Genomic DNA, 22292 nt, shown 5'->3' with positions numbered 1-22292 from the left:
CGCCCTGCCGCCGTCCTCCCCCGAAGGCTGTTCCGGAGGGGTCGTCAGGGCGCTGGAGAGGATGAGGTGCTGCCAGTCGACGTCCTTCAGACCGGGGCGGACGCGGCCGGAGCCCGGTGCGGACTCGATGAGGCGGAGCGCGCCGAGCAGTTGGGTGTCGCCCAGCTCGGCGGCCAGGGCGAGGGCCCGGGCGAGTTCGCGGTCCGCCGTCTCCCGGCCCTCCGCACCGTCCAGCCAGGCCCGGTACGCCCGGGCGACGGCGGCGCTCGCCCGCTGGTACAGCTCGTGCCGCCGGACCCCGGGATGCTGCCGGGAGGCGTCGAGCGGATCGTCGGTCCAGCGCACCAGGACGGGCCGGGGCGGCGGCAGCCGCAGCGGGCGCCGCACGTCGGGTACGACGATCTCCACGGCGGCCAGCTGGAGTTCCTCGCCGCTCTCCCGGCCGGTGGGGTCGGCGGTCAGGACGACCTGGAAGTGCCGTACCTCGTCGCCCCAGGCCCGGGTGACGTACTCCGCGGCGCGTCCGCCGGGGCCGGCCGGGACGGGTTGCAGCTCCTGCTCGTTCGGCACCACCTGCTTGACCTGGCGGATCACGGTACCGGGGGTGGTGGGGGTGAGCCGGATGCGCAGTTCGGGCACCGCCGTGCCGAGCAGTCCGGCGATCAGTTCCTCGTAGGCGGCGGGGAGTTCGGACTCCCGGCGGACGGCCCGGGCCCGGCCGTGCAGCCGCCGGGTGATGGTCAGCAGCAGGTCGGCGTCCCAGTCGTCGCCGATGCCCCAGGCGTCGCAGACGAACTGGCCCGCGCAGGCGTCGAGCACCGTCTCCAGCGGCCGGCGGGAGCGGTGGTCGTGCTCGTTGCGGCCGTCGGTGAGCAGCAGGACGTGTTTGACGGGGGCGGCCCGGCTGCGGGCCGAACAGACCGCGCTGCTGGCCGAGATGGACCGGGCCCAGGCGGTCACCGCGGAACGGGCCCGGGTGGCGCGCGAGTTGCACGACATGGTCGCCAACCACCTGTCGGCCATCGCCATCCACTCCACGGCGGCCCTCTCCCTGGACGACGCGAAGGCCACCCGGGACGCGCTGGCCGTCATCCGGGAGAACAGCGTGGCGGGGCTGGCCGAGATGCGCCGGCTGATCGGCATCCTGCGGGACCGCTCCGGGGACCGGGAACCCGCCGCCTCCCCGACCCTGGCGGGCCTCGGCGCGCTGGTCGGCACCGCCCGGGCGGGCGGACTGGACGTCACGCTCGACGCCGGGCACGGCGAGGTGCCGGCGCCGGTGGAACTGGCCGCCTACCGGATCGTGCAGGAGTCGCTGACCAACGCCCTCAAGCACGCGGTCGAGGGAAGCGTGCGCGTGGTGCTGCGACAGCGCGACGGTCTGCTGGACATCCGGGTGACCAGCCCGTACCGGCCGGGCGACGCCCCCCGCGCACCGGGCTCCGGTGCCGGCCTGACCGGGATGCGGGAGCGGGCGGCGCTGCTCGGCGGCACGTTCGAGGCCGGGCCCCGGGACGGCGTGTGGTCCGTACGGGCCGCGCTTCCGCTCACCGAAGGAGACTCCGCGTGATCCGTGTCCTGGTCGCCGAGGACCAGTCCGCCGTCCGCGCCGGGCTGGCGCTGATCCTGGGCAGCGCACCCGGCATCGAGGTGGCCGGGGAGGCGGCGGACGGGGAGCAGGCGGTCGAACTGGCCCGCCGGCTGCGCCCGGACGTGGTGCTGATGGATGTGCAGATGCCGGTGCTGGACGGGGTGTCGGCGACCCGGCGGATCGTGGCCGAGCGGCTCGCCGACGTCCTGGTCCTGACCACGTTCGACCTGGACGAGTACGTGTTCGGGGCGCTGCGGGCCGGGGCGGCGGGGTTTCTGCTCAAGCACGCGGAGGCGCGGGAACTGCTGGAGGCGGTGCGGACGGTGGCACGCGGCGAGGGGGTGGTGGCACCGGCCGTGACCCGGCGGCTGATCGCCGAGTTCGCCGCGGGCGGGGTCCCGGACCGGGGTACGGCGGCCGATCCGGCGGCGCTGGAGGAGCTGACCCGGCGGGAGCGGGAGGTGCTCGGCTGTGTCGGCGAGGGGCTGTCGAACGCGGAGATCGCCGGCCGGCTGGACATGGCGGAGGGCACGGTGAAGACGCATGTCAGCCGGTTGCTGGCCAAGCTGGGGCTGCGCAGCCGGGTGCAAGCGGCGGTGCTGGCCAGAGAGTTGGGGCTGTAGCGGGGGACCCGCCGGAACGGCTCCCAGAATGGTCCAGACCTATTGACCTGTGGTCCAGACCTTTCTACCCTCGCAGCACCGCGGGGCATGAAGGCTCAGTCATGCCCCTGACACCTCTACGACGAGGGAGGCGCAGCATGCGCTTCAGACACAGAGCCGCGGCAGGGTTCGCGTCCCTGCTGCTCCCCCTGGCCGGCGCCGTCGGCCTCGCGAGCCCCGCCCAGGCGGCCGGCAACGCCACGGCCACCTTCACCAAGACCAGCGACTGGGGCTCCGGCTTCGGTGGCCAGTGGACCGTCAAGAACACCGGCACCAGCAGCATCAGCTCCTGGACCATCGAGTGGGACTTCCCCTCGGGCACCAAGGTCGCCTCGGCCTGGGACGCCACCGTCACCAACTCCGGTGACCACTGGACCGCCAAGAACGTCGGCTGGAACGGCACCATCGCCCCCGGCGCCTCCGTCTCCTTCGGCTTCAACGGCTCGGGCACCGGCTCCCCGTCCAACTGCAAGCTGAACGGCGACAGCTGCGACGGTTCCACGCAGCCGGGCGACGCCGCCCCGTCCGCCCCCGGCACCCCGACCGCCTCCTCCGTCACCGACACCTCGGTGAAGCTCAACTGGAGCGCGGCCACCGACGACAAGGGCGTCAAGAACTACGACGTACTGCGCGACGGCAAGAAGGTCGCCACCGTCACCACCACCTCGTACACGGACACCGGCCTGACCGCCGGCACCGACTACTCCTACAGCGTGCAGGCCCGCGACACGGCCGACCAGACCGGCCCGGTCAGCGGCGCGGTCAAGGTGCACACCACCGGCGGCGGCACCACTCCCCCGCCCACCGGTGACAAGGTGAAGATGGGCTACTTCACCGAGTGGGGCATCTACGGCCGCAACTACAACGTCAAGAACCTGGTGACCTCCGGCTCGGCGGCCAAGATCACCCACATCAACTACGCCTTCGGCAACGTCACCGGCGGCAAGTGCGCGATCGGTGACTCCTACGCCGACTACGACAAGGCGTTCACCGCCGACCAGTCGGTCAGCGGCGTCGCCGACACCTGGGACCAGCCGCTGCGCGGCAACTTCAACCAGCTGCGCCAGTTGAAGGCCAAGTACCCGAACATCAAGATCCTGTACTCCTTCGGCGGCTGGACCTGGTCCGGCGGCTTCGCGGACGCGGCCAAGAACCCGGCGGCCTTCGCGCAGTCCTGCTACGACCTGGTCGAGGACCCGCGCTGGGCCGATGTCTTCGACGGCATCGACATCGACTGGGAGTACCCGAACGCCTGCGGTCTGACCTGTGACACCAGCGGACCGGCGGCCTACAAGAACCTGATGGCCGCGCTGCGCGCCAAGTTCGGCCCCAACTACCTGATCACCGCCGCGACCACCGCCGACGGCTCGGCCGGCGGCAAGATCGAGGCCGCGGACTACGCGGGCGCCGCCCAGTACGTCGACTGGTACAACGTCATGACGTACGACTTCTTCGGCGCCTGGGACGCCAAGGGCCCGACCGCCCCGCACTCCCCGCTCACCTCGTACGACGGCATCCCGAAGGCGGGCTTCACCACCGCCGACGCCCTCGCCAAGTTCAAGGCGATCGGCGTGCCCGCCAAGAAGCTGCTCATCGGCATCGGCTTCTACGGCCGCGGCTGGGCCGGCGTCACCCAGGACGCCCCGGGCGGCACGGCCACCGGACCGGCGGCCGGCACCTACGAGCAGGGCATCGAGGACTACAAGGTGCTCAAGACGTCCTGCCCGGCCACCGGCACCGTCGCCGGCACCGCGTACGCGCACTGCGGCACCAACTGGTGGTCCTACGACACCCCCGCCACCATCAAGTCGAAGATGGCCTGGGCCAACACCCAGGGCCTCGGCGGCGCGTTCTTCTGGGAGTTCAGCGGCGACACCAGCAACGGTGAACTGGTGAGCGCCATCAGCGACAACCTGTAGGACCCCTGCGAAAAGCTCTCAAGCGACATTGACGCGCTGACCGGGCGGGGCTGCTTCCAGCCACGCGAGGAATCCGGTCAGCGCGTCTTCGCTCATGGCGAGTTCGAGGCGCGTGTCCCGATGCGTACAGGCCAGTACCACCGCGTCGGACAGCAGCGCCAGCTCCTCCTCGCCCTCGGGCAGCCGGCGCCCGGCCACCTCGATCTGCGCCCGCTCCAGGACGCGGCGGGGGCGGACGGCGTAGGAGAAGACCCGGTACCACTCGATGCGGTCGCCGTTGTAGCGGGCGACGCCGTACGACCAGCCCTTGCCGCCCGTGTCCGGTTTCTCGGGCACGTCCCAGCGCAGCGAGCAGTCGAAGGTGCCGCCGGAGCGCTGGATGAGCCGGCGCCGCAGCCCGAACAGGAACAGCCCCACCACTACGAGCGCGACCACGATTCCGCACACAGTCAGAGCGAGGACCATCGGCACCGACCTCCTCGTCTCCTAGTTGGTGGAACTGCTGCTGTATTCGAGTAATGAAACGGAAAAAACACCCACATCTGCCTCAGCCGCGACCGGCACCGGATTGCTCCGGGCCGGCCGCGGCTGAGTGACGTCAACGTACCGCGCGGCTGGTTCAGCGCGCCGCCGCAGCACGCAGTCGGACGTCCGCGCGGCGCTCGGCGGCGGCGTCGCCCTCCGCCTTCGCCCGCTCCAGCTCCCGCTCCGTGCGCTGGACGTCGATCTCGTCCGACAGCTCGGCGATCTCGGCCAGCAGGGACAGCTTGTTGTCCGCGAACGAGATGAAACCGCCGTGCACCGCGGCGACGACCGTTCCACCTTCACTCGTACGGATGGTCACCGGGCCCGACTCCAGCACACCGAGCAGCGGCTGGTGACCGGGCATGACGCCGATGTCGCCGGACGTGGTGCGCGCGACGACCAGGGTGGCCTCGCCGGACCAGACCTGGCGGTCGGCGGCGACCAGCTCGACGTGCAGCTCAGCAGCCAAGAGTGGCTCCTCGGGTCACCACCCGGCAGGGGCGCCGGGTGTTGGGGTCAATTCTAGTGGGCGTGGATGAGGGGGCGGGACGCGCCCGCCCCCTCGGTCGAGCACGGGGCTCAGGAGACGCCCAGCTCCTTGGCGTTCTTCTTGAGGTCGTCGAGACCACCGCACATGAAGAAGGCCTGCTCGGGGAAGTGGTCGTACTCGCCGTCGCAGATCGCGTTGAACGCGGCGATCGACTCGTCCAGCGGCACGTCCGAACCGTCCACGCCGGTGAACTGCTTGGCGACGTGGGTGTTCTGGGACAGGAAGCGCTCGACCCGACGGGCGCGGTGGACGACCAGCTTGTCCTCCTCGCCCAGCTCGTCGATACCGAGGATCGCGATGATGTCCTGGAGGTCCTTGTACTTCTGCAGGATCGTCTTCACGCGCATGGCCGCGTTGTAGTGGTCCTGCGTGATGTAGCGCGGGTCCAGGATCCGGGACGTGGAGTCCAGCGGGTCCACGGCCGGGTAGATGCCCTTCTCGGAGATCGGACGGGACAGAACCGTCGTCGCGTCGAGGTGGGCGAAGGTGGTGGCCGGGGCCGGGTCGGTCAGGTCGTCGGCGGGGACGTAGATCGCCTGCATCGAGGTGATCGAGTGACCGCGGGTCGAGGTGATGCGCTCCTGGAGGAGACCCATCTCGTCGGCCAGGTTCGGCTGGTAACCCACCGCGGACGGCATACGGCCGAGCAGCGTGGAGACCTCGGAACCGGCCTGCGTGAAGCGGAAGATGTTGTCGATGAAGAACAGCACGTCCTGCTTCTGGACGTCACGGAAGTACTCGGCCATGGTGAGGCCGGCCAGCGCGACGCGCAGACGGGTGCCCGGGGGCTCGTCCATCTGACCGAAGACCAGAGCGGTCTTGTCGATGACGCCCGAGTCGGACATCTCCTCGATCAGGTCGTTGCCCTCACGGGTGCGCTCACCGACACCGGCGAACACGGAGACACCGTCGTGGTTGTTGGCGACACGGTAGATCATCTCCTGGATGAGCACCGTCTTGCCGACGCCGGCGCCGCCGAACAGGCCGATCTTGCCGCCCTTGACGTACGGGGTGAGCAGGTCGATGACCTTGACGCCGGTCTCGAACATCTCGGTCTTCGACTCGAGCTCGTCGAAGTTCGGGGCCTTGCGGTGGATGGACCAGCGCTCGCCCTCGTACTGCTCGTCGACGTTCAGCACCTCACCGAGGGTGTTGAACACCTTGCCCTTGGTGAAGTCGCCGACCGGGACGGTGATGCCGTCACCGGTGTCGACGACCGGGGCCTGGCGGACCAGACCGTCGGTCGGCTGCATGGAGATGGTGCGGACCAGGCCGTCGCCCAGGTGCTGGGCGACCTCCAGGGTCAGGGTCTTCTTCTGACCCTCGTTCGCCGGGTCGGCGACCTCGACGTGGAGGGCGTTGTAGATGTCCGGCATCGCGTCGACGGGGAACTCCACGTCGACGACCGGGCCGATGACCCGGGCGACGCGGCCCGTAGCCGTCGCGGTCTCAACAGTGGTGGTCATTTATCGGTCACTCCCCGCGGTCGCGTCGGCCAGGGCGCTCGCGCCACCGACGATCTCGCTGATTTCCTGGGTGATTTCGGCCTGGCGGGCCGCGTTGGCAAGACGGGAGAGCGTGTTGATCAGCTCGCCCGCGTTGTCGGTGGCCGACTTCATCGCGCGCCGCGTGGCGGCGTGCTTCGAAGCGGCCGACTGGAGCAGCGCGTTGTACACGCGGCTCTCCACATAGCGCGGCAGCAGGGCGTCGAGGACGTCCTCCGCCGAGGGCTCGAAGTCGTACAGCGGGAGGATCTCCCCCTGGGGGGCGGCCTCCTCGGCGACCTCGTCGAGGCGCAGCGGCAGCAGCCGGGCGTCGAGCGCCGTCTGCGTCATCATCGAGACGAACTCGGTGAAGACGATGTGGAGCTCGTCCACACCACCCTCGGCTGTGTCCTTCTGGATGGCCTCGATCAGCGGCGCAGCCACCTTCTTGGCGTCCGCGTACGTCGGCTCGTCGGTGAAGCCGCTCCACGACTCCGCGATCTTGCGCTCACGGAAGTTGTAGTGCGCGACACCGCGCCGGCCGACGATGTACGTGTCGACCTGCTTGCCCTCGCGCTCCAGGCGCTCGGTCAGCTGCTCCGCGGCCTTGATGGCGTTGGAGTTGAAGGCGCCGGCCAGACCGCGGTCGCTCGTGAGGAGCAGGACCGCGGCACGGGTCGGGTTCTCCGCCTCCGTGGTGAGCGGGTGCTTGGTGTTCGAACCCGTGCCCACCGCCGTGACCGCGCGCGTCAGCTCGGTCGCGTACGGCGTGGAGGCCGCCACCTTGCGCTGCGCCTTGACGACGCGCGAGGCGGCGATCATCTCCATCGCCTTGGTGATCTTCTTGGTCGCGCTGACGGATCGGATGCGACGCTTGTAGACCCGGAGCTGGGCTCCCATGAGTCAGGTCCCTTCCTTACGTCACTTGGAAGCAGCGGCAGGAGTGTCCTCGCCGAGCAGCTTGCCGTCCGAGGTCTCGAACTGCTTCTTGAAGGCCGCGATCGCGTCGGCGACGGCCGTGAGCGTGTCGTCGGACATCTTGCCGCCCTCGCGGATGGAGGTCATGAGGCCCTGCTCCGTGCGGTGCAGGTACTCCAGCAGCTCCTTCTCGAAGCGGCGGATGTCGGCGACGGGGACGTCGTCCATCTTGCCGGTGGTGCCGGCCCAGACGGAGACGACCTGGTCCTCGGTGGACATCGGCTGGTACTGGTCCTGCTTCAGCAGCTCGACCATGCGCTGACCGCGCTCCAGCTGGGCCTTGGAGGCGGCGTCCAGGTCGGAACCGAAGGCGGCGAAGGCCTCCAGCTCACGGAACTGGGCGAGGTCGACGCGGAGGCGGCCGGAGACCTGCTTCATCGCCTTGTGCTGGGCGGAACCACCGACTCGGGAGACGGAGATACCGACGTTCAGCGCGGGACGCTGACCGGCGTTGAACAGGTCCGACTCCAGGAAGCACTGGCCGTCGGTGATGGAGATGACGTTGGTCGGGATGAACGCCGAGACGTCGTTGGCCTTGGTCTCGACGATCGGCAGACCGGTCATCGAACCCGCACCCATGTCGTCGGAGAGCTTGGCGCAGCGCTCCAGCAGACGGGAGTGCAGGTAGAAGACGTCACCCGGGTAGGCCTCACGGCCCGGCGGGCGGCGCAGCAGCAGCGACACGGCGCGGTAGGCGTCGGCCTGCTTCGACAGGTCGTCGAAGATGATCAGGACGTGCTTGCCCTGGTACATCCAGTGCTGACCGATGGCCGAACCGGTGTACGGCGCGAGGTACTTGAAGCCGGCCGGGTCGGACGCCGGGGCGGCGACGATGGTCGTGTACTCCAGGGCGCCGTTCTCCTCCAGCGCGCGGCGCACGCCGGCGATGGTGGAGCCCTTCTGGCCGATGGCGACGTAGATGCAGCGGACCTGCTTCTTGGGGTCGCCCGAGCGCCAGTTGTCGCGCTGGTTGATGATCGTGTCGACGGCCAGGGCGGTCTTGCCGGTCTGGCGGTCGCCGATGATCAGCTGACGCTGACCACGGCCGATCGGGGTCATCGCGTCGACGGCCTTGTAGCCCGTCTCCATCGGCTCGTGCACCGACTTGCGCTGCATGACCGTGGGGGCCTGCAGCTCGAGGGCGCGTCGGCCGTCGGTCTCGATCTCGCCGAGGCCGTCGATCGGGTTGCCGAGCGGGTCGACGACACGGCCGAGGTAGCCCTCGCCGACCGCGACGGAGAGGACCTCACCGGTACGGGTGACCGGCTGACCCTCCTCGATGCCGCTGAACTCACCGAGGACGATGGCGCCGATCTCGCGCTCTTCCAGGTTCAGCGCGAGGCCGAGGGTGCCGTCCTCGAACTTCAGCAGTTCGTTGGCCATGGCCGAGGGGAGGCCCTCGACCTTCGCGATGCCGTCGCCGGCAAGGGTGACCGTACCGACCTCCTCGCGCGAGGCCGCGTCCGGCTTGTACGACTGGACGAAGTTCTCCAGCGCGTCCCGGATCTCCTCCGGCCGGATCGTGAGCTCCGCCATCTGGGTTCCCTGCTCTCCTTGTTGGGCCCGAAGTTTCACTTTGGGGGTCTGGGGGCGACCCCCAGGAATCCTCTGCACGGCCCAACCAGGGCCGTAAGTACGTACTGCGTCTCTCGGACTTTCTCGAAAGACCGATTTATCGAGTTGCTGCTAGCTCGCCATGCGGCGGGCGGCCTCGTCGAGCCGGTCCGCGAGGGAGCCGTTGATGACCTCGTCACCGACCTGCACCCGGATGCCGCCGATGACCTCGGGGTCGACGTCCAGGTTGAGGTGCATCCGACGGCCGTAGAGCTTGGTCAGGGCCGCGCCGAGGCGCTGCTTCTGCCCGTCGCTCAGCGGCACCGCCGAGGTGACGACGGCGACCATGCGGTTCCGGCGCTCGGCGGCCAGCTTGGACAGGGACTCCAGTCCCGCTTCCAGGCTACGTCCACGCGGCGCGGTGACCAGGCGCGTCACCAGTCGCTCGGTGGCCGGCTTGGCCCGTCCGCCCAGCAGCCGGTGCAGCAGCTCGGTCTTGGCCGAGGTGCCGGCGGCGCGGTCGGTGAGCGCGGCGCGCAGGTCGGTGCTGGAGGCGACGATCCGGCCGAACCGGAAGAGCTCGTCCTCGACGTCGTCGAGCGTGCCCGTCTTCTCCGCGGCCGTGAGGTCGGCGATGTCCGCCAGCTCCTCCAGCGCGTCCACCAGGTCGCGCGGCTGCGACCAGCGGGACCGGGCCAGCCCGGACAGCAGGTCGGCGGTCGGACCGCTGACCTGGCCGCCGATCAGACGCTGCACCAGCTGGACCTTCGCCTCTCCGGGCTGCGCCGGGTCGGTGAGGACCCGGCGCAGGCCGGCCTCGCGGTCGAGCAGCGCGGTGACGGCCGCCAGCTCGTCGGCGAGCTGCGCGGCGTCCACGGACGTGGAGTCCGTCAGCGCGTCCAGACGCTCCCGTGCGGCTGCCAGTGCCTCGCGGCTCGCTCCGTTCATCGCGTGGCCTCGGCCTTCTCCTCGAGCTCGTCGAGGAAGCGGTCGATCACACGGCTCTGACGGGCGTGGTCCTCAAGGGACTCGCCGACGAGCTTGCCGGCCAGTTCGGTGGCGAGCCGGCCGACGTCCTGGCGCAGCGCGGACGCGGCGGCCTTGCGGTCGGCCTCGATCTGGGCGTGACCGGCGGCGACGATCTCCTCGCGCTGGCGCTGGCCTTCGGCCCGCATCTCGGCGATGAGCGCGGCACCCTGCTCCTGCGCCTCCTGGCGCAGGCGCGCGGCCTCGTGCCGGGCCTCGGCGAGCTGGGCCTTGTACTGCTCAAGGACGCTCTGGGCCTCGGTCTGCGCTGCCTCGGCCTTTTCGATACCGCCCTCGATGGCCTCGCGGCGCTCTTCCAGAACCTTGTTGATGTTCGGGAGGAGCTTCTTGGCGAGGAAGCCGAAGACGATGACGAAGGCGATCAGGCCGATGACGAGCTCTGGGATCGGCGGGATGAGGGGGTTCTCGGCCTCCTCAGCCGCCAGCTGAACCAGGGGGCTCATATCAGTGCCTTTCGTCTATTGGTGCGCGGCGGTCGGGTCAGGAGGCCGGGTAGACGAACGGCATGACCAGACCGATCAGGGCGAGCGCCTCACAGAAGGCGAAGCCGAGGATCTGGTTGGCGCGGATCAGACCGGCCGCCTCGGGCTGGCGGGCGAGAGCCTGCGTGCCGTTACCGAAGATGATGCCGACGCCGACGCCCGGGCCGATGGCGGCGAGACCGTAACCGATGGAGCCGAGGTTGCCCTTGATCTGGACGCCGGCGGCAAGGGTTTCGAGAGCGGACATGCCGGTTCTTCCTTCTCTTTCAATGACCGGTGGGGGTTGGCCACCGGATGTCTGGGTGGGTGGTCGGGTCGCTCAGTGGTGCTCGGCGAGCGCGCCCTGGATGAAGCTGCAGGTCAGCAGTACGAAGACGTACGCCTGGACAGCCTGGATGAAGAGCTCGAAGGCGGTCATCACGATGACCATCACGAACGAGACGGCGGAGTAGGCGATGCCGATGCCGTTCAGCATGTACCAGCTGGCGATCGTGAAGAGCAGCAGCAGCGTGTGACCGGCGAACATGTTCGCGAAGAGTCGGACGGCGTGGGTGAACGGCCGCACGAGGAGGTTCGAGAACAGCTCGATCGTCATCGACAGCGGGAGGACCGCGCCGAGGGACTTGTCGTAGCCGGTGAAGTTCTTGAAGGCGCCCACGAAGCCGTGCCGCTTGAAGGTCAGCCCGACCCAGAGGATGTAGACGATGCCGGCCAGGATGGCGGGGTACGAGATGATCGAGGTCACCGGGAACTGCGCGACCGGGATGACCGACCAGAGGTTCATCATCCAGACGAAGAAGAACAGCGAGACGACCAGCGGGACGTACTTCTCGCCCTCCTTCTTGCCGATGGTCTCGTAGACGACGCCGCGGCGGATGAAGTCGTAACCGGACTCGGCGACCATCTGGAGCTTGCCCGGGACGACCTTCGGCTTGGCGAAGGCGGCCCAGAAGAAGCCCACGATGATGATGGAACCGAGGAGCGCCAGCAGCATCGTCTTGTTGAAGTACAAGTTGCTGTCCGCGTCGCCCCAGAGCGGCTTGAACAGGAACGAGTGCAGGCCCGGAGCCGGGAAGCCGCACCCGTCGAACAGGTGGCAGCTCGTGTCGAAAGCGAGCGTCTGCGTCGGGTCAGCACTCACCGCGGGCTCCTTCATCGTGGCGCATAGGTACGGCAACCTCGTTGTGTCGGCGCGGCGCACGGCCGCGGGTCGGCACGGGACTGGTGTTACGGATGTGGGGGCGGCTGTGGGGCATCTCGCCTCGCGTTCGAGCAGGCGTCAGCTCAGATGCCCGCGCCCGCGATGCCGCAGTTGGCACCGGACGATAGCAGCATCTCTCGTGCGCCTTTATCCCGGCCCTACTTCTCACGACGAATGCCCTGTCTTCTCGGGCTTGTCGCCCTTCGACGAGGCATCGGGATCGACGTAGAGGATCTTCGCCTTCATGTGGGCGCGCGCCTGCGCGGCGATCCACGCGAGGGTGGCGACCACGAGCGTGATGGCGAAGGCCCGGGGGTTGAACAGCGTCGTGTTCTTGAACAAGGCGACGAAGATGACCAGCAGCAACAGCTGGGCCGCGTAGAGCATCAGGCCCATCATCTGGAACAGCTGGGGAAAGGATTTGGCGGTGCGCTGGAGCACGTAGAGGCCGAGCCCCATGAAGACGATCACCACCAGCGTCCCCACGACGGCCCCGATCGCCCCCTTGCCGCCGGCGACCACGGCGCTGACGACGGCGGCGATCACACCGACGGCAGCCGTGGGCACTGCGGCCTGGGCCAGGATCCGGGCGTCATTGGACGGCATGGCGGCAACTCCGCTTTCACAGGGGGCAGGGTGTCGTCATGGACGAGCGTAGTCCCGGACCGAGTGATCGAGATCTCACACCTACGGACCGTCGCACTCAGGTCCTTCGGTCCTATCCGGGGTTCTCGTGAACCGTATCACAAACTATTTGATGAGGTCTTTACCTGTTAGGTGTGCTTGCTGTCACACATGAGAGTGAACCTGCCCGTCTGTGCAAAAACGCCGCCCACTTGTCTGGTATTAGTGCGCTTTGCTCCCCCACGAGTTGGCAATGCTCTAGTCAGATTCTTACCTTGGCCGTATCAGCGGCGGCCGGGGAAACGCGATCGGGCGCCGATCGCGGTCGCTCCGTTGACGCCCGAGACCCCGGCCGTGACCGGGGACCGCTCCTCGCTCTCCGTGACCTCCGGGGCGGCGGAGTCCACGGCGGCCCCGGGGACGCGGCGCCTGCGGTAGCGCGGCGGGACGAACCGCTGCGCCCACAGCGGCACGCGCGGCGTGAAGCGCGGGAGCAGCAGCAGGACCAGGCCGACCGCGCTGAGGAAGACCACTCCCAGCACGATCCACATCGACGCCGAGTTGACCGAGTACGCCAGCGCCCCGAAGCCGATCAGCGCCGACCAGAAGTACATGATCCACACGGCCCGGCTGTGCGAGTGGCCGATCTCCAGCAGGCGGTGGTGCAGATGGCCGCGGTCGGCGGCGAACGGGGACTGGCCGCGCCAGGTGCGCCGGACGATCGCGAGCACCAGGTCGGCGGCCGGTACGGCGATGATGGTCAGCGGGAGCAGCAGCGGGATGTAGACCGGCACCGTCTGGTGCACCGCCGCCTTCTCCGAACCCGCGTACAGGTTCAGCGCGTCGGGGTCCACCTGCCCGGTGATGGAGATCGCGCCCGCCGACAGCACCAGGCCGATCAGCATCGAACCCGAGTCGCCCATGAAGATCCGCGCCGGGTGCATGTTGTGCGGCAGGAAGCCCAGGCACATGCCCATCAGGATGGCCGCGAACAGGGTGCCGGGGGCGGCGGCCTCGATGCCGTACGAGTACCAGATCCGGTAGGCGTACAGGAAGAACGCGCCCGCCGCGATGCACACCATGCCGGCCGCGAGACCGTCCAGGCCGTCCACGAAGTTCACCGCGTTGATCGTGATGACCACCAGGGCCACTGTCAGCAGTGTGCCCTGCCACTGGGTCAGCGCGACGTTGCCGACGCCCGGGATGGGCAGCCACAGGATCGTCAGACCCTGCATGACCATCACGCCCGCGGCGATCATCTGGCCGCCCAGCTTGATCAGCGCGTCGATCTCGAACTTGTCGTCCAGGACGCCGATCAGCCAGATCAGCGCGGCCCCCGAGAGCAGCGCCCGCGGCTCGTTGGACCGGGCGAAGACCTCGTTGAGGTTCGTCAGGTGGTCCGCGACCAGCAGGCCCGCGCACAGTCCGAAGAACATCGCGATACCGCCGAGGCGCGGAGTGGGTTCCCGGTGCACGTCCCGGGCCCGGATCTCCGGCATCGCCCCGGCCACGATCGCGAACTTCCGTACCGGCCCCGTCAGCAGATACGTCACCGCGGCCGTGATGCAGAGCGTCAGCAGGTATTCACGCACGGGCTTCCCCACAGGTCTCGCTGGCCATCACAGCCTCACACCCTAGCGACGGATGCATATGGATGAGGACGGCCGGGTAGCGACGAGGGTTGCACACCGTGCCGTACGCCACGGTCCGGATACGTCCACACCGGGAGGTACGGGACCTCGTCTACCCCCGTTCAGCCGGGATACGGCGGGAACCGGCCGGTGAGCGCGCGTACCTCCTCGCGGGCCCGGGCCGGCTCGATCTCGCCGCGCAGCACGGCCGCGAGCAGCGCCGCGATCCGCACCATCTCCGGCTCCCCCATCCCCTGGGTGGTCACCGCCGCCGTCCCCAGGCGCAGGCCGCGGCCGTCGTCGTGCGGCAGCACACAGCAGTCCAGCACCAGCCCGGCCGCGAGCAGCCGGCCGCGCGCGGTGCGCCCGTCCACGCCGAGCGGGGCCGGGTCCGCGGTGATCAGGTGGGTGTCCGTGCCGCCGGTGGTGACGGCCAGCCCCTCCGCGGCCAGGTGACCGGCCAGCACCCGCGCGTTGGCGACCACCCGGTGGGCGTACCCGCCGAACTCCGGTGTCGCCGCCTCGCCGAACGCGACCGCCTTCGCGGCGATGGTGTGCATCTGGGCGCCGCCCTGGGTGAACGGGAACACGGCCCGGTCCACCCGCCGGGCCAGCTCGGCCCCGCACAGGATCATCCCGCCGCGCGGGCCGCGCAGCACCTTGTGGGTGGTCGCGCAGACGATGTCCGCGTACGGCACCGGGCTCGGCGCCGCTCCCCCGGCGACCAGCCCGATGGGATGGCCTGCGTCCGCGATCAGATAGGCCCCGACCTCGTCGGCGACCTCCCGGAAGAAGGCGTAGTCGAAGTGCCGGGGGTAGGCGATGGAGCCGCACACGATGGCCTTGGGCCGGTGGTTCCGCGCCAGGTGGCGCACCTGGTCGTGGTCGATCAGCCCGGTCTCGGCGTCCACGCCATAGCCGACGAAGTCGAACCAGCGCCCGGAGAAGTTGGCCGGCGAGCCGTGGGTGAGGTGGCCGCCGTAGGGCAGGCCGAGGGCGAGGACGGTGTCGCCGGGACGCAGCAGGGCCGCGTAGGCGGCCAGTACGGCCGAGGAACCGGAGTGCGGCTGGACGTTGGCGTGCTCGGCGCCGAACAGGGCCCTGGCGCGGTCGACGGCGGCACGCTCGGCGACGTCGACGATCTCGCAGCCGCCGTGGTGGCGGGCGCCCGGGTAGCCCTCGGCGTACTTGTTGGCGAACGCGGAGCCGAGGGCGGCGAGGACGGCCGGGGAGCAGAAGTTCTCGGCGGCGATCAGCTGGAGGGTGGTCGACTGCCGCGCCAGTTCGCCGAGCAGGAGTTCGGCCATCGCCGGGTCCTGCCGGCGCAGGACGTCGGTCTCGAGGGTGTGGGTGACCGACATGGCGGGCTCCCGGGCGGTCGGCGGTGACGTACGTCCAATGTAGGCCGGTCCCGCATCGGGCGCCCGGTGTCACCCCTCGGGGGCGCTCGCGCGCCCTACGTCCGCGCCGGCACCCCCGTCAGCGCCGTCACCACCGGGTCCAGGGCGTCCCGTATCTCGTCGCCGATGGAGCGGAAGAACGTCAGCGGCGCGCCGTAGGGGTCGTACACCTCGTCCGCCTCGGCGTTCGGGGCGAGCAGCCAGCCGCGCAGCGCCGCCGCGGCGCGCACCAGCGCCCGGGCCCGCATGACCACGCCGTCCTCCAGCGGCGGCAGGGTGGCCGGATCTATCGCCCGGACCAGGCGGGTGAACTCCTTCAGGGTGAAGGTGCGCAGGCCCGCAGAGTGGCCCATGGAGATGACCTGGGCGCGGTGGTCACGGGTGGCGGTCAGCACCAGGTCGGCCCTGATCACGTGCTCGTCCAGCAGCTCCCGGCCGACGAAGCCGGAGGCGTCCGCGCCGAACTCGGCCAGCACGGTCTCCGCGTGGGACTCCATGGGCGCGCCCTCGTGGCCCCAGGTGCCCGCGCTCTCCACGATCAGCCCGCCGCCGAGCACGCCGAGCCGCTCCGCGACGAAGTGGCGGGTCAGCCGCTCGGTGATGGGCGAGCGGCACACATTGCCGGTGCTGACGTGGAGGATGCGGAAGGTGTCGCGGGGGAACCCGAACGTCGTCGTCTCCTCCGCGCTCCAGCTCCCACCGCCTATGCCGCGCCCCGTCCCAGGGGCCGTCAATTCGCCACCTCGAGGTCGGGTACGACCTTGCGCAGCTCCTCCGCGGAGAGCGCGCCCTCGCGCAGCAGCACCGGCACCTGGCGGGTGACGTCCACGATGGACGACGGCGCGTTGCCGGGGGTGGGGCCGCCGTCGAGGTAGACGGAGACGGAGTCGCCGAGCATGTCCTGGGCGGCGCCGCAGTCCTCCGGCGCCGGGTGGCCGGTGAGGTTCGCCGAGGAGACGGCCATCGGCCCGACCTCGGTGAGCAGCTCGATGGCGACCGGGTGCAGCGGCATGCGCACGGCGACCGTGCCCCGGGTGTCGCCGAGGTCCCACTGGAGGGACGGCTGGTGCTTGGCGACGAGCGTCAGCGCGCCCGGCCAGAACGCGTCGACCAGTTCCCAGGCCAGCTCGGAGAAGTCCGTGACCAGGCCGTGCAGGGTGTTCGGGGAGCCGATGAGGACGGGGGTGGGCATGCCGCGGCCCCGGCCCTTGGCGTCGAGCAGGTCGGCGACCGCCTGCGAGGAGAACGCGTCGGCGCCGACGCCGTACACCGTGTCGGTCGGCAGCACCACGAGCTCGCCGCGGCGGACGGCGGACGCGGCCTCGCGCAGACCCGTCACGCGGTCGGTCGCGTCGTTGGTGTCGTATCGCCGTGCCATGGCTAGCGGGCCTCCTCGTACACGTACTGCGGGATGGAAGTCGTCTCGGTGGTCACGGCAGCGCCTTGCGGGCGGTGGCGAAGCGCGGCCGGTTGTTGAGGTCGGGGTGGTCGGCCGCGTCGGCCCAGCCCCGCTCCTCGGTGAAGATCCACGGCACCTGGCCGCCCTGGGTGTCGGCGTGCTCGATCACGACGACCCCGCCGGGGCGCAGCAGGCGGTGCGCGGTGCGTTCCAGGCCCCGGATGAGGTCCAGTCCGTCCTCACCGGAGAACAACGCCAGCTCCGGGTCGTAATCGCGGGCCTCCGGGGCGACGTACTCCCATTCGGTGAGCGGGATGTACGGCGGGTTGGAGATGACCAGGTCGACCTGCCCGTCGAGGTCGGGGAAGGCGGTCAGCGCGTCGCCCTGGCGCAGGTCGACGCGGGAGCCGGCCATGTTCTTGCGGGTCCACACGAGCGCGTCCTCGGACAGCTCGACGGCGTGCACCCGCGAGCGCGGCACCTCCTGGGCGAGGGCGAGCGCGATGGCGCCGGAGCCGGTGCACAGGTCGACGATGCACGGCTCGACGACGTCCATGGCGCGTACCGCGTCTATGGCCCAGCCGACCACGGACTCGGTCTCCGGCCGGGGCACGAACACGCCCGGGCCGACCTGGAGCTCCAGGTAGCGGAAGTAGGCCCGTCCGGTGATGTGCTGCAGCGGCTCGCGCTGCTCGCGCCGGGCGATGACCTCCCAGTACCGGGCGTCGAAGTCGGCGTCCTTCACGGAGTGCAGCTGACCGCGCTTCACGCCGTGCACGAACGCGGCCAGCTCCTCCGCGTCGTTGCGCGGCGAGGGCACACCGGCGTCGGCCAGCCGCTGGGTGGCCTGGGCCACCTCGGCGAGCAGCAGATTCACGCGTCTCCTCCGTGTCGAACTCGTGCGTACGGGTTTACGCGGCGGCGAGCTTCGCCGCCGAGTCGGCGTCGACGCAGGCCTGGATGACCGCGTCGAGGTCGCCGTCCAGGACCTGGTCCAGGTTGTACGCCTTGAAGCCGACGCGGTGGTCCGAGATGCGGTTCTCCGGGAAGTTGTAGGTGCGGATCTTCTCGGAGCGGTCGACGGTGCGGACCTGGCTGCGGCGGGCGTCGGCGGCCTCGCGCTCCGCCTCCTCCTGGGCCATGGCGAGCAGCCTGGAGCGCAGGATGCGCAGCGCCTGCTCCTTGTTCTGCAGCTGGCTCTTCTCGTTCTGGCAGGAGGCGACGACGCCGGTCGGGATGTGCGTGATGCGCACGGCGGAGTCGGTGGTGTTCACGGACTGGCCGCCGGGGCCGGAGGACCGGTAGACGTCGATGCGCAGATCGTTGGGGTTGATCTCCACGTCCACCTCCTCGGCCTCCGGGGTGACGAGCACACCGGCCGCGGAGGTGTGGATGCGGCCCTGGGACTCGGTCGCCGGGACGCGCTGGACGCGGTGCACGCCGCCCTCGTACTTCAGCCGGGCCCAGACGCCCTGGCCGGGCTCGATCTGCCCGCGGGCCTTCACCGCGACCTGGACGTCCTTGTAGCCGCCCAGCTCGGACTCGGTGGCGTCGATGATCTCGGTCTTCCAGCCGACGCGCTCGGCGTAGCGCAGGTACATCCGCAGCAGGTCGCCGGCGAAGAGCGCCGACTCGTCGCCGCCGGCGCCGGCCTTGATCTCGAGGATGACGTCCTTGTCGTCGCTGGGGTCGCGCGGGACGAGCAGCAGGCGCAGCTTCTCGGTGAGCTCCTCGCGCTGCTTCTCCAGGTCCTTGACCTCGGCGGCGAAGTCGGGGTCGTCTGCGGCCAGCTCGCGGGCGGTCTCGATGTCGTCGCCGGTCTGCTTCCAGGAGCGGTACGTGGCGACGATCGGGGTCAGCTCGGCGTAACGCTTGTTCAGCTTGCGCGCGTTCGCCTGGTCGGCGTGGACCGACGGGTCGGCGAGCTTCTTCTCCAGATCGGCGTGCTCGGCGACGAGTTCCTCGACGGCCTCGAACATCTTGGGCTCCTGTACTGCGGTGAAGGAAAGGGCGGCGACCAAAAACGCCGGTCCCGGGCACACCCGCCGGTGAGCGGGTGTGGCCGTGGACCGGCGAAATGGGGCTCGCTACTTCTTGGAGCCGGCGGCCTTGCCGAAGCGGGCCTCGAAGCGGGCCACACGGCCACCGGTGTCGAGGATCTTCTGCTTGCCCGTGTAGAACGGGTGGCACTCGGAGCAGACCTCGGCCCGGATGGTGCCGGACTCGATGGTGCTGCGGGTGGTGAACGACGCGCCGCAGGTGCAGCTGACCTGCGTCTCGACGTACGCGGGGTGGATGTCGCGCTTCAAGGTGTCTCCTAGGTTTCGGGAGGGCGCCGGGTCGCTGCCGCGGGATGCGGAGGCGTGAACCGGAGCCGACGTACCAGTCTGCCAGGACTGGGGCCATCCTCCCAAACCGGGGGTGCGGATGTTCTATTCCCGGCGGGGGGTGGCACGGCCCCGCGTCGCTACGGGGCGCTGACGACGCCCTTGGCCTCGCCCGTCGCCGTGCCCTCCGTGGCCGCCTTCGGGATGTCCTGGTCGTTCCTCAGGGCGTTCCAGACCAGCTGCGCCTTCGCGGTGTCCAGCAGGACCCGGTTGGGGTTGGCCGGGTCGTACTGGACCGGCATCGTGACCATCTTCATGTGGGAGGAGCTGATGCCCTTCAGACCGCCCGCGAAGTCGATCAGCGAGTTGACCGAGCCGAGGTCGGAGTCGGTCGTGACGGCCTTGGTGGCGGTGTCGGCGAGGTCGTAGAGCTTCTTGGGGCTGGTGAAGACGCCCACGTGCTTGACCTGGTCGATGAGGGCCTTGACGAACGCCTGCTGGAGCTGGATGCGGCCCAGGTCGGAGCCGTCGCCCACGCCGTGCCGGGTGCGGACCAGGCCGAGGGCCTGCTCGCCGTCGAGGGTGTGCGGGCCGGCCTTGAGGTCGAGGTGGCTCTGCTTGTCGTGGATGTCCTTGGTGGTGGTGATCCGCACCCCGCCGAGGTCGTCGATGAGCTGCTGGAAGCCCTGGAAGTCGACCTCCAGGTAGTGGTCCATGCGGATGCCGGTGATCGACTCGACGGTCTTGACCGCGCACGCCGCGCCGCCGGTGGAGTACGCCTCGTTGAACATCACCGCGGTGGCGGCCGGATGGGCGGTGCCCTTGGTGTCGGTGCACTCGGGGCGGTCGACCAGGGTGTCCCGGGGGATCGAGACCACACCGGCCCGCTTGTGGCCCTCGTACACGTGGACGATCATCGCGGTGTCGGAGCGGGCGCTGCCGTCGTCCGTGCCGCCGCCGAGCTTCTTGTTCGTGCCGGCCCGGGTGTCCGAGCCGAGGACCAGGATGTTCTCGGAGCCGTTGTCGACCTTCGCGGGCCGGTTCGTGCCGAGCGCCTGGTTCAGGTCGACGCTGCGCAGGTTGCCGTTGAGCTTGAAGTAGACGAACCCGGCGCCCGCGCCGCCCAGCACGACGACACCCGCCGCCGTCCAGGCCGTGGCACGCAGGGCCTTGCGGGCCGTGCTGGGGGCCTTGCGGCGGCGCCCCTTGCCCCGGCGGCGGGGCCCGGTCGTGCCCGGCTCGGTTATGACGGGCGTGCTCTCGGCGGCCACATCGCTCCTAGGTCTCGGCGGTCGGGTACCCCCTGCGGTCAGGGTCGGGCGCGGTCGTCACCGCTCCATCGTCGCTCCGCCCGGTCAGACGGAGAAACTCGGGACAGGGTTGCACAACGCACAGTGTCCGACGGGTACGGAAACGGACACTCTACGTAGCCGGACAGGCCGGGCGGACGGCGCTCACCTGCGGTTACGAGGCCACCGGTGGGGCGCCGGACGACCGGTGGCCGCCGGGAATCCTGTGGCGAAGATCTCGCCGCCGGCACGGCGAAGGAGAGCGGAAAGGGCCGCCTCCCCGTAAGGGAGGCGGCCCTTCGCGGCGGTTACCCGGGCGCTCAGTCGCCGTTGCCCGGCGTCGGCGTCGTCTTCTGGATCTGCATCAGGAACTCGACGTTCGACTTGGTCTGCTTCATCTTGTCGAGGAGCAGCTCGATCGCCTGCTGCTGGTCCAGCGCGTGCAGCACCCGGCGGAGCTTCCAGACGACGGCCAGCTCCTCGGCGCCGAGCAGGATCTCCTCCTTGCGGGTGCCGGACGCGTCCACGTCCACCGCCGGGAAGATCCGCTTGTCCGCGAGCTTCCGGTCGAGCTTCAGCTCCATGTTGCCGGTGCCCTTGAACTCCTCGAAGATCACCTCGTCCATGCGGGACCCGGTGTCCACCAGGGCGGTGGCGAGGATGGTCAGCGAGCCGCCGTCCTCGATGTTGCGCGCCGCGCCGAAGAACCGCTTCGGCGGGTAGAGCGCGGTCGAGTCGACACCACCGGACAGGATGCGGCCGGAGGCCGGCGCCGCCAGGTTGTAGGCGCGGCCCAGACGGGTGATCGAGTCCAGCAGCACGACCACGTCGTGGCCCAGCTCGACCAGCCGCTTGGCGCGCTCGATGGCCAGCTCGGCGACCGTGGTGTGGTCCTCGGCCGGACGGTCGAAGGTCGAGGAGATGACCTCGCCCTTGACCGACCGCTGCATGTCGGTGACCTCTTCCGGACGCTCGTCGACGAGGACGACCATCAGGTGGCACTCGGGGTTGTTGTGCGTGATCGCGTTGGCGATCGCCTGCATGATCATGGTCTTGCCGGTCTTCGGCGGGGCCACGATCAGACCACGCTGGCCCTTGCCGATCGGCGAGACCAGGTCGATGATCCGGGTGGTCAGCACGCCCGGGTCGGTCTCCAGGCGGAGCCGGTCCTGCGGGTAGAGCGGGGTCAGCTTGTTGAACTCCGGGCGGCCACGACCGTGTTCGGGCGCCATGCCGTTGACGGAGTCCAGGCGGACCAGCGCGTTGAACTTCTCGCGGCGCTCGCCTTCCTTCGGCTGACGGACCGCGCCGGTGACGTGGTCGCCCTTGCGCAGGCCGTTCTTGCGGACCTGGGCGAGGGAGACGTAGACGTCGTTCGGGCCCGGCAGGTAGCCGGAGGTCCGGATGAAGGCGTAGTTGTCGAGGATGTCCAGGATGCCCGCGACCGGGATCAGGACGTCGTCCTCGGCGAGCTGCGGCTCGGCGATCTCGTCACGGCCACGACGGCCCCGGCGGTCGCGGTAGCGGCCGCGACGGCCACGGCGGCCGCCCTCGAAGTCGTCGTCGTCCTGCCGGCCGTCCTGGCGGCCGCCCTGCTGCTGGCCCTGCTGCTGACGCTGCTGGCCGCCC

General features: G+C 70.0%; 21 protein-coding genes and 2 pseudogenes. 3 read left to right on the top strand and 20 right to left on the bottom strand.

The window, feature by feature from the left end; translation table 11 throughout:
* Positions 1-960 (bottom strand): annotated as a pseudogene (locus tag H5J33_RS03450) (hypothetical protein); the annotation flags it as partial.
* On the opposite strand from H5J33_RS03450, the pseudogene H5J33_RS03445 reads away from it, so the two are divergent.
* From H5J33_RS03445 to H5J33_RS03435, 3 genes and pseudogenes are all read left to right on the top strand, one after another.
* Positions 896-1570 (top strand): annotated as a pseudogene (locus tag H5J33_RS03445) (sensor histidine kinase); the annotation flags it as partial. The pseudogenes H5J33_RS03450 and H5J33_RS03445 sit on opposite strands and share 65 nt — an antisense overlap.
* Positions 1567-2214, top strand: coding sequence for a response regulator transcription factor (locus H5J33_RS03440; protein ID WP_181793297.1), 648 nt, complete (start codon positions 1567-1569; stop codon positions 2212-2214). The pseudogene H5J33_RS03445 and the gene H5J33_RS03440, both read left to right, overlap by 4 nt.
* A 137-nt stretch (positions 2215-2351) precedes the next feature.
* Positions 2352-4172, top strand: a complete 1821-nt coding sequence (locus H5J33_RS03435; protein WP_181793296.1) for a glycoside hydrolase family 18 chitinase — start codon at positions 2352-2354, stop codon at positions 4170-4172.
* A gap of 18 nt (positions 4173-4190) precedes the next feature.
* Here the strand turns inward: H5J33_RS03435 and H5J33_RS03430 are convergent, their stop codons facing one another.
* The 19 genes from H5J33_RS03430 to rho form a co-directional block, all read right to left on the bottom strand.
* The gene (locus H5J33_RS03430; RefSeq protein ID WP_181793295.1) at positions 4191-4637 is read right to left on the bottom strand and encodes a DUF2550 domain-containing protein; all 447 of its coding nucleotides are present in this window, start codon (positions 4635-4637) and stop codon (positions 4191-4193) included.
* A gap of 154 nt (positions 4638-4791) precedes the next feature.
* Complete coding sequence (locus H5J33_RS03425) at positions 4792-5166, bottom strand: F0F1 ATP synthase subunit epsilon (RefSeq protein ID WP_023546729.1); 375 nt, start codon at positions 5164-5166, stop codon at positions 4792-4794.
* A 110-nt stretch (positions 5167-5276) separates the two neighbouring features.
* A complete protein-coding gene (gene atpD / locus H5J33_RS03420; RefSeq protein WP_181793294.1) occupies positions 5277-6713 on the bottom strand; it encodes a F0F1 ATP synthase subunit beta in 1437 nt (478 codons plus the stop codon).
* Positions 6714-7631, bottom strand: a complete 918-nt coding sequence (locus tag H5J33_RS03415; protein ID WP_181793293.1) for a F0F1 ATP synthase subunit gamma — start codon at positions 7629-7631, stop codon at positions 6714-6716. It lies immediately after the preceding gene.
* Between the two features lie 21 nt (positions 7632-7652).
* Complete coding sequence (atpA, locus tag H5J33_RS03410; protein ID WP_181793292.1) at positions 7653-9245, bottom strand: F0F1 ATP synthase subunit alpha; 1593 nt, start codon at positions 9243-9245, stop codon at positions 7653-7655.
* Between the two features lie 150 nt (positions 9246-9395).
* Positions 9396-10211 carry a F0F1 ATP synthase subunit delta gene (locus H5J33_RS03405; RefSeq protein WP_181793291.1) on the bottom strand — a complete coding sequence of 272 codons (816 nt, stop codon included), beginning with the start codon at positions 10209-10211 and terminating at the stop codon, positions 9396-9398.
* Positions 10208-10753: a F0F1 ATP synthase subunit B gene (locus H5J33_RS03400; protein ID WP_030610091.1), complete on the bottom strand. Its 546-nt coding sequence runs from the start codon at positions 10751-10753 to the stop codon at positions 10208-10210. The genes H5J33_RS03405 and H5J33_RS03400 overlap by 4 nt, the downstream gene beginning before the upstream one ends.
* 37 nt (positions 10754-10790) lie before the next feature.
* Positions 10791-11039 (bottom strand): ATP synthase subunit C, encoded by a 249-nt coding sequence (locus H5J33_RS03395; protein WP_018544514.1) that lies wholly within the window; start codon positions 11037-11039, stop codon positions 10791-10793.
* 72 nt (positions 11040-11111) lie between these two features.
* On the bottom strand, positions 11112-11948 hold the full coding sequence (atpB, locus tag H5J33_RS03390) for a F0F1 ATP synthase subunit A (protein ID WP_030790036.1): 837 nt from the start codon (positions 11946-11948) through the stop codon (positions 11112-11114).
* A gap of 210 nt (positions 11949-12158) precedes the next feature.
* On the bottom strand, positions 12159-12599 hold the full coding sequence (locus H5J33_RS03385) for a hypothetical protein (RefSeq protein ID WP_181793290.1): 441 nt from the start codon (positions 12597-12599) through the stop codon (positions 12159-12161).
* 302 nt (positions 12600-12901) lie between these two features.
* Entirely contained in the window at positions 12902-14209 is a 1308-nt protein-coding gene (locus tag H5J33_RS03380; RefSeq protein ID WP_181793289.1) for an MraY family glycosyltransferase, read from the bottom strand.
* Positions 14210-14370: 161 nt separating this feature from the next.
* Positions 14371-15609 carry a serine hydroxymethyltransferase gene (gene glyA / locus H5J33_RS03375; RefSeq protein ID WP_181793288.1) on the bottom strand — a complete coding sequence of 413 codons (1239 nt, stop codon included), beginning with the start codon at positions 15607-15609 and terminating at the stop codon, positions 14371-14373.
* Between the two features lie 95 nt (positions 15610-15704).
* Positions 15705-16382, bottom strand: coding sequence for a low molecular weight phosphatase family protein (locus tag H5J33_RS03370; RefSeq protein ID WP_030790027.1), 678 nt, complete (start codon positions 16380-16382; stop codon positions 15705-15707).
* Positions 16379-17026 carry an L-threonylcarbamoyladenylate synthase gene (locus H5J33_RS03365; protein ID WP_181793287.1) on the bottom strand — a complete coding sequence of 216 codons (648 nt, stop codon included), beginning with the start codon at positions 17024-17026 and terminating at the stop codon, positions 16379-16381. Before H5J33_RS03365 ends, H5J33_RS03370 begins: the two co-directional genes overlap by 4 nt.
* Before the next feature lie 52 nt (positions 17027-17078).
* Positions 17079-17924 carry a peptide chain release factor N(5)-glutamine methyltransferase gene (prmC, locus tag H5J33_RS03360; protein WP_030790016.1) on the bottom strand — a complete coding sequence of 282 codons (846 nt, stop codon included), beginning with the start codon at positions 17922-17924 and terminating at the stop codon, positions 17079-17081.
* Between the two features lie 34 nt (positions 17925-17958).
* Entirely contained in the window at positions 17959-19026 is a 1068-nt protein-coding gene (gene prfA, locus H5J33_RS03355; RefSeq protein WP_059252601.1) for a peptide chain release factor 1, read from the bottom strand.
* A gap of 108 nt (positions 19027-19134) precedes the next feature.
* The gene (rpmE, locus tag H5J33_RS03350; RefSeq protein ID WP_030740744.1) at positions 19135-19356 is read right to left on the bottom strand and encodes a 50S ribosomal protein L31; all 222 of its coding nucleotides are present in this window, start codon (positions 19354-19356) and stop codon (positions 19135-19137) included.
* A 158-nt stretch (positions 19357-19514) separates the two neighbouring features.
* Positions 19515-20645 carry an LCP family protein gene (locus H5J33_RS03345; RefSeq protein WP_181793286.1) on the bottom strand — a complete coding sequence of 377 codons (1131 nt, stop codon included), beginning with the start codon at positions 20643-20645 and terminating at the stop codon, positions 19515-19517.
* Positions 20646-20983: 338 nt separating this feature from the next.
* On the bottom strand, positions 20984-22292 hold a 1309-nt coding region (gene rho, locus H5J33_RS03340), incomplete at its 5' end, for a transcription termination factor Rho (RefSeq protein WP_181793285.1).

It is taken from the genome of Streptomyces sp. WELS2, assembly GCF_013870595.1.
Taxonomy (GTDB): domain Bacteria; phylum Actinomycetota; class Actinomycetes; order Streptomycetales; family Streptomycetaceae; genus Streptomyces.
Note: the sequence above shows the minus strand (reverse complement) of the source record. Positions and strands in the feature narration are given on the sequence as shown.